The organism is Anaplasma phagocytophilum (assembly GCF_023476575.1).
Lineage (GTDB): Bacteria > Pseudomonadota > Alphaproteobacteria > Rickettsiales > Anaplasmataceae > Anaplasma > Anaplasma phagocytophilum_A.
The window spans coordinates 1-11,341 of the sequence record NZ_JAHLEX010000032.1 but is presented as its reverse complement, the minus strand read 5'-3'; the positions used below and the strand labels follow the sequence as shown (position 1 = coordinate 11,341).

Annotated in this window: 11 protein-coding genes; 8 read left to right on the top strand and 3 right to left on the bottom strand. The window is 42.6% G+C overall.

Annotated elements, in window-relative coordinates:
• Nucleotides 1-208, top strand: a 208-nt coding sequence (locus tag KPX09_RS02520; protein WP_249548818.1) for a hypothetical protein, incomplete at its 5' end; no start/stop codon positions are given.
• Between the two features lie 327 nt (nucleotides 209-535).
• Here the strand turns inward: KPX09_RS02520 and aspS are convergent.
• Nucleotides 536-2,332 carry an aspartate--tRNA ligase gene (gene aspS, locus KPX09_RS02515; RefSeq protein WP_249548817.1) on the bottom strand — a complete coding sequence of 599 codons (1,797 nt, stop codon included), beginning with the start codon at nucleotides 2,330-2,332 and terminating at the stop codon, nucleotides 536-538.
• Between aspS and KPX09_RS02510 the strand changes: the two genes are divergently transcribed.
• The 5 genes from KPX09_RS02510 (at nucleotide 2,325) to KPX09_RS02490 (ending at nucleotide 6,892) form a co-directional block, all read left to right on the top strand.
• On the top strand, nucleotides 2,325-2,648 hold the full coding sequence (locus KPX09_RS02510) for a hypothetical protein (protein WP_249548816.1): 324 nt from the start codon (nucleotides 2,325-2,327) through the stop codon (nucleotides 2,646-2,648). The genes aspS and KPX09_RS02510 overlap by 8 nt on opposite strands.
• A 66-nt stretch (nucleotides 2,649-2,714) precedes the next feature.
• Complete coding sequence (locus KPX09_RS02505; RefSeq protein WP_249548815.1) at nucleotides 2,715-3,311, top strand: BON domain-containing protein; 597 nt, start codon at nucleotides 2,715-2,717, stop codon at nucleotides 3,309-3,311.
• A 9-nt stretch (nucleotides 3,312-3,320) separates the two neighbouring features.
• On the top strand, nucleotides 3,321-4,238 hold the full coding sequence (gene gshB / locus KPX09_RS02500; RefSeq protein WP_275973603.1) for a glutathione synthase: 918 nt from the start codon (nucleotides 3,321-3,323) through the stop codon (nucleotides 4,236-4,238).
• Between the two features lie 245 nt (nucleotides 4,239-4,483).
• Nucleotides 4,484-5,260, top strand: a complete 777-nt coding sequence (locus KPX09_RS02495; RefSeq protein ID WP_249548813.1) for a cell division protein FtsQ/DivIB — start codon at nucleotides 4,484-4,486, stop codon at nucleotides 5,258-5,260.
• A gap of 243 nt (nucleotides 5,261-5,503) precedes the next feature.
• Nucleotides 5,504-6,892 carry a sigma-54-dependent transcriptional regulator gene (locus KPX09_RS02490; protein WP_249548812.1) on the top strand — a complete coding sequence of 463 codons (1,389 nt, stop codon included), beginning with the start codon at nucleotides 5,504-5,506 and terminating at the stop codon, nucleotides 6,890-6,892.
• A 554-nt stretch (nucleotides 6,893-7,446) separates the two neighbouring features.
• On the opposite strand, the gene KPX09_RS02485 is transcribed toward KPX09_RS02490, so the two are convergent.
• Complete coding sequence (locus KPX09_RS02485) at nucleotides 7,447-8,421, bottom strand: NAD(P)H-dependent glycerol-3-phosphate dehydrogenase (RefSeq protein ID WP_249548811.1); 975 nt, start codon at nucleotides 8,419-8,421, stop codon at nucleotides 7,447-7,449.
• Nucleotides 8,422-8,789: 368 nt separating this feature from the next.
• Between KPX09_RS02485 and KPX09_RS02480 the strand changes: the two genes are divergently transcribed.
• Nucleotides 8,790-9,728 (top strand): tyrosine recombinase XerC, encoded by a 939-nt coding sequence (locus KPX09_RS02480; protein WP_249548810.1) that lies wholly within the window; start codon nucleotides 8,790-8,792, stop codon nucleotides 9,726-9,728.
• Nucleotides 9,729-9,845: 117 nt separating this feature from the next.
• A complete protein-coding gene (locus KPX09_RS02470; protein ID WP_410518476.1) occupies nucleotides 9,846-10,511 on the top strand; it encodes a hypothetical protein in 666 nt (221 codons plus the stop codon).
• Nucleotides 10,512-10,647: 136 nt separating this feature from the next.
• On the opposite strand, the gene purM is transcribed toward KPX09_RS02470, so the two are convergent.
• Nucleotides 10,648-11,341: phosphoribosylformylglycinamidine cyclo-ligase (gene purM, locus KPX09_RS02465; protein WP_249548808.1), on the bottom strand; the 694-nt coding region annotated here is incomplete at its 5' end.

Sequence of the window (11,341 nt, the reverse complement as noted above, 5' to 3'; positions counted from 1 at the left end):
TGTGGCTTTTACGTCGAGTGATTCAGAAGAACTTAAGTGTCAAGGTAAGAGCATAATACTAGTGAGGCAGGAGACAGGTCATGAAGATATTCGTGGTATGATTTCCTCTGCTTGGGTTTTGACTCCGTGTGGAGGAATGACTTCGCAAAGTATTGCTGAAACAACAATCTCTCATATTTTGACGCAATATGAGAATACCAAGGGATGAGTTGCTTTTGGCATAGCTAATTGTGCGGAAATGCTTATCTATAATCCTACAGAATGTCTGGCACATTGTTCCATATTTAGGTATAAGTATTGCATACTGCTTGTAGTGATAAGCATCACCAGTGAGTTTCTAGAACACATAAACAGTGTATATAGTGCTCTGCTATCAGACTACTGTGATGAAAGAAATCGCATTGGTCGGTCCAAGCGCTTGTGATGCTACCTCGTATGTTAGTTGTACAATATGCTGAGACGTTTGGCCTATATTTATTTCCCGCATGTCCCCACATTGATTATATAGGCCTCCAGTAGATGATGTTTTATCCCCTTAGGAGATGGTTTTTCCCGCAGCTTTTTGGGTAATATTCAATGCTAGAGACAGCTCTTTCAGGTGGCTTTGATTAACTTCAGATGGAGCTCCCATTAGCAAATCTTCTCCCATTTGAGTTAGAGGGAAGTATATAATTTCTCTAATGTTGGGTACATCAGCCAACAGCATTACTATCCTATCTACACCCGGTGCAATACCTCCGTGTGGAGGGATACCAAACCTAAAAGCACGCGTTAGAGCCCCAAATTCAGCATCTACTGTTTCAGGGCTATAACCAACCATGGAGAATGCCTTATACAATATGTCAAGTTTATGATTTCTTATGGCACCGCTGGATATCTCAATACCGTTACACACTATGTCGTATTGATAGGCGACTATGTCGAGAGGGTTGGAGCTAGAAAGAGCATCTAACCCACCCTGAGGCATAGAGAATGGGTTGTGTGAAAATGCTAGCTTACCGTTTTCGTATTGGAAGTAAGGAAAATCTACTATCCAACAGAATTTAAAAGTATCCCTCTCTATTAGATTCAATTCTGTTCCCAGTAACTCCCTAACACTGCCTGAGAGTTCTGCAGCTTTGGTTGCAGCGTCAGAGACAAAAAATACGCTGTCTCCAGGTCCAACACCAGCTAACGCTTGGATATTTGCTAATTCGATGTCATTCAAAAATTTAGCAACTGGACCTTTTGCGGTGTTATCTGTAGAAAATGTTATGTAGCCTAACCCCCGGGCTCCTATCTTTTTGGCGTATTCCACCTTGCTATCAAAAAAACTACGGGGATGTTCTGAAGTATTCGGAGCTGGTATAGCACGTACAACCATGCCACGAGCAACTCCCTCTTGAAATGTTTTAAAGTTAGAGTGAAGGAACACTTCAGATACATCCGCTATTACTATGGGGTTTCTTAAATCAGGCTTATCAGTTCCATAATGCAGCATAGCGTCCTTGTAGGTAATCCTCGGGAATGTGGGCGATACGCTCCTATTGCCAGCAAATTTCGTAAATATATCGCGCAATACGGGTTCCACTACTGAAAATACATCTTCTTGTGTGACAAAAGACATTTCAACATCGAGCTGATAAAATTCGCCAGGAGATCTATCTGCACGAGCATCTTCATCACGGAAACATGGAGCAATCTGGAAATACTTATCAAAACCGCTTGCCATCAGAAGCTGCTTGAATATCTGTGGAGCCTGAGGTAGCGCGTAAAACTTACCAGCATGCACTCTGCTAGGTACGAGATAATCTCTTGCTCCTTCGGGAGATGACGCAGTCAATATCGGTGTTTGTACCTCTATAAACCCGCGATTTTCCATTGCTTTCCGCATTTCAGAAATCACAGCAGAACGGAGTAACATGTTGCTTTTTACCTTGTCGCACCGCAGATCCAAAAACCTGTATTTCAGCCGCAAGTCTTCGGGATGATTAGTACTTGTTGGTACGTGTATAGGCAATGCATCAGCTGCAGATTCCGTAACTAGGGTATGCACAGCTACTTCAACGTGCCCAGTACTTAGTGAGGTATTTATTGTATCTTCACCACGTGCTGCGACAGTTCCCTTTACAGTGATGACGCTCTCTAACCCTATGTAACGTGCGTGATTAAACAGTTCTTGATCTGAAGACTCATTTAACACCAACTGTGTTATCCCATAGAAATCCCTTAAATCGATGAATAAAATACCACCGTGATCGCGTTTTCTAAATATCCAACCTGATAGCGTTACCTCTTGTCCTACATGAGATAAATTAAGTGCGTTACACAAATGTGTTCTGTACATGTTCATGCTAAATACTCTGGAAGACCAATCCCACTCCCATTTTCTATCACAATATTGTCTAATGCTACGGAAAATTTCTAATGTATTGGAGGATTGCAAATCTGTACATGGTGAGAGAGAAGTTCTGGTTGTGTATGCACCCATGGTTAAGTCACAGAGTTTGGCAATACCTATTGAAGACTGGTTAATACTGAACAATAGGGAACAGAGGACGGGGGATGGCATGATGCCCTCTCGTTGTACAAGGGGTTTTGACAGGGAAATTGCGGTTAGGTGCGGTGTTTTTATCGGTAGGTATAGGGCTGCTTGGTTATGTTGGTAGGCATTATTTGTTTACACGAGGCTGTGTTTTGTTTATAAAACTAACGTTGTGCATTGGTTAATACACATGGGCAAGAGGTTAGGCGCTGTAATACTGGCGGTTCTGTTAATAGCAGGTACGCAGACTGGTTGCAGTGCGGTTGTTGCTGGGCTTGCCGTGGCTACAGGAGCTGTTGTTGCAATGCAAGAGCGCTCTGTAGGTGATGTTATAGACGATGCTTCAATCCTTATGGGGATCAACAGGGAGCTATTTAAGCACGGTATATTTTCTTCAATCACGGTAAAGGTGAGTGAAGGAAGGGTCTTACTTGTGGGCAGTGTAGATGCACCAGAGAAGAGGTTACAGGCGGAAAAGGTAGCGTGGCAGCAGAGAGATGTGAAGGAAGTGGCAAACGAGATTGTTGTGAATTTGGATGCTACTACACTCAAGTCTTATGCAGCTGACACTGCAATTAGTGCACAGGTAAGGGCACGCATGGTCGCACGTGCTGGGGTCAAGTCGATGAACTATAGCGTCAACACTGTCGACGGAGTAGTGTATCTAATGGGTATAGCACAAAGCCAAAAAGAGCTTAATGCTGTAGTCGCGATAGCAAAGCGTGTCCGTGGGGTTAAGCAAGTTATAAGCTACGTAAGATTGAAGTACAGCAGATTGCGTCACTAGGGGTAGGTATTGTTAAAGGTTGCATTTCAGATGGATGCTGATGTAGTTGTCGGCAGAGATCTAACTGTGCAATTTATACAAGAGAGCAAGCGCAGGGGGCACGATGTGTTTTTCTACCAGCCGCGTGATCTCTCATTCTCGAGAGGTGAGGTTGTTGCTACAGCCCACTCTGTGGATATAGGAGAAAACTCTTTACACCTGCGAGAGAGGGTGCGGTTGTCGCTAGAAGGGTTGGATATACTGTTTGTAAGGCAGAACCCCCCGTTTGATATGCGCTATATTACTAATACATATCTGTTAGAGAGATTATATGGTGTACTTTTTGTAAATGACCCAAAAGCTATAAGGGACTCTCCTGAGAAATTGCTGCCACTATCATTTCCTGAATTCATACCGCCTACTCTGATTACCGAAAGTGCTCAAGAGGCATGTGCATTTTACCGAGAATGTGGTGATGTAGTAATAAAGCCCTTGTATAGCTATGGGGGAGATGGAGTAATCAGGATATGTGGTAATGTCGATATTGCGGTGATATTCGACGTTATGGTGGCAAGGTATGGTACACAGGTTGTGATACAGCAAATTATACCATCTGTAGAAGATGATAAGAGGGTTGTATTACTGAATGGCAAGCCTATAGGTGCGATAAAGCGTAGGGTGACTTCTTCCGGGGAGATAAGGACGAATCTGAGAGTAGGTGCTGTTCCAGAAATGACAGAGTTGTCTGAGCGTGATAGAGAAATATGTCGCGTGGTAGGAGATAAGTTAACAGCAGCAGGGATTATATTTGCAGGCATAGATATTCTTGGAGGGTACCTGCTAGAGGTAAATGTAACCTCTCCCTGCGGAATATTAGAGATAAATCAGGTATATGGAACAACCCTTGAAAAGGACTGTTGGGACCAATTTGAGGGTATGTTGGCTTGAAGGCGGTTCAATGCTGATAATGTAGACATTGTCTATACGGGTGTACGCCTTATGAAGGATGAGCACGGGTATATATCGGCTGACGTGTCTTCGCATACGTTTTTTCTCCTTTTTATTGTTTATAGTGTATTTCATAAAGGTAATGCGGTATTGCACATATTATGAGATGAGTCTGCATACCTACTTCAGTGGGTTTTGTTGGGGGAATAGCGTTATGATAGGTCAAAGTGGGGTGTTATTCGATAATGTATAAGTTTGTTGTAGAACGATACAATGCGATTTTGACGTGTTGTAGGAATTTATTGCGTAGACTTGTAAGATTCTGGCTGTATGCCGCTATAGTAGGGATACTAGCGCTGGCTACACTGCTCGGTGCTGTTAGTGTTGCTGTAGCGGGAAAGGACGTTTTTCGAGCGTTTTCTGATATGTTGATGAAAGCTGGATTGTCTATTAGAGAGGTTGTTGTCAAAGGCAATTATATGGCACAATCCAATGATGTGCTATACGTCATAGACAACGAAAGGTCGATAGTGCTTTTAGGCCTGGAAGATCTTAAGATGCGTATAAAGCATAGGAATCCGTGGATTAAGGACGTTGCCATTACTAGGTTGCTTTACAGTGGTGTGTTGAACATTAATGTAAAGGAGTACGAGGCCTTTGCTAATTGGAATCATCATGGGGTAAACTCAATTATCGATAATACGGGGCACGTTATTGTAAATTCAGCGCCTCGGTTTTGTAATCTTGTTTCTATTTGCTGTGATGATGCAAAGGAAGATTTGCATTTTGTACGCGCAATCCTTGCTGATGACTCCGCGTTAGTGGCGATGATTTCTTCTTTATTCTGGGTTGAAGGAAAGCGATGGGATGTTGATTTATCCAGTGGTTTAAGAATAAGACTACCAGAGGAGAACCCGTTAGAGGCATGGTTTAACCTGATGAAGGAATATCCTATTTTTGATAATTTTTTCATTTGGAAGGAAATAGACATGCGGGATGCGAATGATATTAGGATAAAGTAATATATGTCGTGTAAGCGCTGAGTCAGTGCATAAAATCTGCATGAAAAAACGGGCACTCTATACAGGCGCGCGTAAATGTGTTGTAAAAAAGTAGCATAAATTGCATTATTTGGTTGCATGCTGTGTTGTGATGTAAATATCATAAAGTGAAGAAGCAATAGGTACTGTATTGTTTTTACAAGATTAAGCGTATCTTTACTCTGCAGAGTAGAATGTTGGCTAATCCAAAAGAGTGTGGGGTTTATGTCTAAGGTAAAGAGATTTTACATACCCGAAGTGCTAATCGTGGATGATGAGGCTGATTTAAGAGCTATGATCCAAGATATATTGAGGGATGATAACTACGTGACAAGGGTCGCAGCCGATGGGTTGTCAGCCATGAAACTTGCGTATGAAAGAGAGCCAGATATAGTACTTCTCGATATATGGTTGAAGGGGTCGGATATAGATGGATTAAGTGTATTGGAGAAGCTGAAAGAGCGGTATCCGAGTCTTCCCGTCATTATGATAAGTGGACATGGCAATATAGCTACTGCTGTTAAGTCATTGCACATAGGTGCGTATGATTACATCGAGAAGCCATTTACGGAAAATAGATTAAAGTTGGTAGTAAAGCGGGCTGTAGAATCCGGAAGACTGAGAAGGGAGAATGATGAATTGAGGTCCTTTTTTGAGGATTATGAGCTTATAGGCAATTCTCCTCAGATAAAGAGCCTTAGGTCCACTGTTAACAAGGCTGCTTCCACATTTAGTAGAATTTTGATTACTGGTGCTCCAGGGACTGGTAAAGAGGTTGTGGCCAGGTTAATTCATAAGAAATTCCGTGGGGGAAGTACGTTTGTTAGTTTTTGTCCGTCCATTCTACCGGAAAATAGTTACTTGGAGAATATTTTTGGTAGTGAAGGTGAGAATAGCTCGTTGCAGCACGTTGTGCCGCATAGTGTTGGCATTATAGAGCAAGCTAATCATGGTACTCTGTTTATAGATGAGGTGACTGACCTTCGCTACGATGCGCAGCTTAGATTGATGCGCTTGCTTCAAGAAGGTAGGATATATAGGGAAAGTGGTAAAATCCCTGTGATTGTTGATACTAGAGTGATTGCATCGTCTTCTAAGATTATGGAAGATGAGGTGAGGCTTGGCAAATTCTGTGAGGATCTCTACTATAGGTTGAATGTTTTCCCTATACGTGTTCCATCGCTTTCGGAATATTGTGCGGATCTTCCGGAGATTTGTGAGTACATGATGAAAAGCATATGTAAGAAGATGAGGCTTTTCCCGCGTGCTATTAGTGAGGAAGCAATAGTGGCTATGCAGTCATACTGTTGGCCTGGGAATCTGCGTCAGCTCCGTAATGTCCTTGAATGGGTCATGATTATGCAGACTAAGCATGATGTGATTACAGTAGATGACTTACCGGCGGAGATAGTAAACGGTGCTCCTATCAACAGTGTTTTCACGCATATAGTTTCGGCGCCATTGAGGAAGGCAAGGGAAGAATTCGAGCGACAATATCTTAAGACTCAGTTATCTAGGTTTGGTGGTAGTGTTTCTAGGACAGCAGAGTTTATTGGAATGGAGCGCTCAGCGTTGCATAGAAAGCTGAAAATACTGGGGCTATTCACCGGATAGTGGTGCTGATAGGAGTATATATTGGAACTCTGCATACTTAAATCTTTATTTGTACACGGTTTAGGTCGTTCCTATTGGGAGCGCTGCGTTCTATTGATGCGTTGAGGTGTGATTCCAGTGTTAAGGTCACATATTTTCTGGGGGTTTTAGCAGGGTTATCTCTTTTTTTTGTTAATTGTTTCCTTAAGCTGCTCTTCCTTTAAAAGCTGCGAAAAATCGACTCTATGCACGAATTTCCTCTTAAACATAGATTGAGAAGATACGCATAACTATGTTGTTTTTTCATAGGCAAACAAAACAATAGCGAGTTAGGAGTGGCATAGCTTTGAGCGCATAAGAGCAAATACTGTCATATGTGTAATGCGTATACTGTAGAGCCTATCTCTAGCCAATGAATATATTTTGCATACGTGCGTGTGTGTGAGTCAGGTTTTATATTACAGCCTATAGCACGATCTTTAAGGTACATCAGTATCTGTGCTAGCATAGTATCGGCACGCGTGAAAGCGTCTATTAACAAGCTTTGCAGAGCATATAAAGTGTAGGTTCTGAAATTACGCGAACAGCAATTGGTTAATTACTTGATCAGTATCCAACTCACCTCTCAGAAGTTTTGCTATTGCAGAGCATACTGGAAGGTGAATACCGAGTGTATTACTCAAGCGATCTATAGACTGCGCGCTTTCTGCGCCTTCCACCAAGCTATCATTACGTGAGGCAATATCCTGTCCTTTTCCGATGGCAAGACCAAAGGACATGTTGCGGGAACTCGCAGATGTGCATGTGAGAACTAAATCTCCCAAACACGCAAGACCTATTATGGTAGACAGGTCGACACGCCCAGATTTCGCTGTGCTTACAGCCTGTATTTCAGCAATGCCCCGCACTACTACCATGGCGCTAGCGTTGTACCCTAGCCCTTTTCCTATGACTATGCCACATGCTATGGCAATGATATTTTTTAGCACTGAACCAATCTGCACTCCTATATAGTCAGTGCTAGGAGCTATGGACATGGCCGTACTGCTTAGTTTTTCAGCGAGCGATGCTGCAAGAGATTCATCTCGTCCTGCAAGCACCATTGCGCAGGGGAGCCCATGAATCATCTCTTTTGCAAGTGCAGGACCTGACAAAACAAACACTGGATTATCAGGAAGAAGTTCTTCTATGACTTCTCCAGCAAATTTCAAAGACTGATTCTCAATGCCCTTACTACACACTAGCACTGGTACAGAAGCATCCAGTGCAGCAGTATTTTTCACGTCATTACACAAATTGCGCAACTCCTGTGTTGGAACACACAACAATAGCACAGAAGCACACTTCAGTGCACTCTCAACATTTGGTACAAGCTCTATTTCTTTTGGCACGGGACAACCGGGTAAATACAGGTTGTTCATTCCAGTATTGCGCAACTCTTCCAGAACGCGCTCATTCCTGCTCCAAAGAGAAACGCTACAGCATGAATTATAAAGCGCAACAGACAAGGCTGTTCCAAACGCGCCCGCTCCTAAAACTGTGACCTGCACCTAGCCTGCCAAAAAATACACGTCAGCATGGTATAGCGTAGGCTATGGTTTATCAATAGAAAAAACTTTCTGGTACTGTCTTGCTACAGTACTGTAAAAGTACAAATGGTTTTGTTAGAAATAATTAAGCTCTGCACAAGCCTGATAGATGTTATGCATGAACCAATTTGGTTTTATGTGTATGCAGAATATCTGCAGTAATACAGCGTTTTACGTAGTGTGAATATTTTGTACTGCACACCCAATGCCATGAACAGTGTATGTAGAATTTAAATATTGCGCAGTCATAACTGACGAATCAATACGAAAGCCTATGATACAGTGAGTATATAGCATAGCATCTTTTGCAGAATGGGGTGAGGGTTGTTGTGGCTGTAAACTTATATGATGTTGTTGATGCTTGGGCTAAGTGTTTAGAAGAGGAAAAAAGGTACTCTCCGCATACGGTAGCAGCATATTTAAGGGATATAAGGGATTTTCTCCAGGTTGTGTGTGGTATCAGACAGGAGAAAGGTGTTGTGCTTCTTACAGAGATGGAAAACCTTCCTATGACGGAGTTTAGACGGTGGATTACTCTACGTTGCAACGAGGGAAAGCAATCTGTATCTAATTTGCGCGCTATTTCGGCTATACGGAATTTTTTTCGCTATTTACAGCGGAAACACAGTATTAAAAACGATGTTGTGTTTCATATTGTAAACCCCATAGTACGCAGGGGCTTACCAAAGGTTTTGGAAAAGTCACATGTGCTTAAGATGGTTAGTGAAAACTCGAATATCCATTGGACATCGCGAAGGGACGCCGCAATTGTTGCCTTCCTGTACGGTTGTGGGTTAAGAATAAGTGAAGCTGTAGGATTGCGATTTGGTGATCTAGAAGCTGATGCAGTACGTGTATTGGGTAAGGGGAAGAAGGAGAGAATAATTCCTATATTGCCCTGGGTGCAAAAGTTATTAGACGGGTATATAGAGAGTTGCCCATTTCATGGTACGGGTTACAGAGATAAAGCATCATATGTATTTTTAGGGGTGCGTGGTAAAGTGCTTGATAGAACATACTTTGCACATAGAATGCAGGCATTACGTAGAAATATGGGTTTGCCTGAGAGTACAACACCCCATGCACTGCGTCATAGCTTTGCTACTCACTTGTTTTTAGAAGGCGCAGACATAAGAGTGATTCAAGAGTTACTTGGTCATGAAAACCTCTCGACTACGCAGATATACACGCACTTAGATCATAAGAGTATAATAGACAATTACATGGGATTTCATCCGCAAACTGTAAAAAAGAACAGTTCAGCATAACTTCTATCAGTCATTACCACCTTCGATAGTTTTGGCTAGTAGACCAGCTACTGTGGCTTTTTCTTCAGGGGTGGGTTCCTTTACTAGGTCTTTAGCTACAGCTGTAGCGTTGTCGTCTTGTATAGTTTTGGTGTGCTACCGGTAGATGTTGGCCAGTTCTGGCTTCCATATCCGAGCGTTTCCCGGACAAAGTCCTTCAAAACCTGCTGTGGTGATAGACTACCACCGCCATGTTTGCATATTTTTCCCGTAGGCCAATTCTTCTTATGTAGATCTAGATCCTTAACAAACTTGCTAAAAGACGCACCAGCAAGGCCGCTTCCTTTCCATGCAAAAGCCGAAGGCCAACGATGTGTAGATCAGTGCCTATATAAGAGGAACGAGTGCCTGAGGAGTTGTGATAAGCAGAATAAAGAGTGCCAGATACAAGAATCAAAAGAAGGAGTGGTTAGAGACGTAGTCGGCATAGTAAAAGACATGGTAAAAATAGGTGGTGGTAGTAGGGTAGAGAGTAGGCAGTCTGAGTGTTACCGTAAGCGTGAAAAGTGTTATACAGGATGTGCAGGCGATGGATTCTGTGAGTCAAGGTGTGAGATAGAGCATAGCTGCAATAGTAGTAGCACGTCAGTAGGGTTTGACTTCAAAATAGGGGATGATACGAGTAAAAGAAATATTTGTACTACAGATAGATGCGATTACCTATGTAAAAGTGACCACGCTACGTGTTTTGTAGGCTGTGGTGGCAAAATATATAGAGAAACAATAGACCCAAAGAAAAAATAGCATAGTACGGAGCTGTAGCACCAATGCTCTTTCAAGTCTTGACGTTTATAGTCTGGATCCAGAGCATCAGACGAGCACGGCATACTGTGCTACAGCCTTGAGTTTCTCCAAAACAGCATTGAGGGATGTAAGTACGTTATCCAACTAAAACTACAGGTTTTTCGCTTCTGGGAATGACTTCCCCTATGACGTGTGCTGTCTCTCCTAGTTCTTCTAGCATAGCTCTCAATGTCTCAGAAGTTTCTCGTGCAGTGACTAATACAAGACCAATGCCGCAATTAAAGGTTTCTAGCATATCTTCCTTAGAAATATTTCCAGCCTCTTCTAGCCAGGTGAATATATTCAGCCTTGGCCACGAGTCCTGATGTATTTCAGCAGCGAGGTGAGTTGGTAATATTCTCGGGACATTATGTATTAGTCCACCTCCGGTAATATGTGCTATGGCTTTTAGGAGATTACAAGTAGGTAGCACCGAGTTTACGTATATTCTGGTAGGTTCCAGAAGAACATCTGCCCAAGTAAGCTTCTTCTCGCTAAAGACACATGTGCTAGAATAATCTATATCTAGGTCCTTGAGGATTTTCCTTACTAGAGAAAACCCATTTGAATGCAGTCCCGAAGAAGGCAGACCAAGTATTACGTCCCCCGCTTGTATGAGATCTAGTTTTGGTAATATGTCATCCCTTTCAACTATGCCTACGGTAAACCCTGCGAGGTCGTAGTGTCCTCTAGAGTACATACCGGGCATTTCAGCGGTTTCACCGCCAACAAGGGAAGCTCCAGCAAGTTTGCATCCGTGAGATATCCCACGTAATACCTCCAGTGTGACA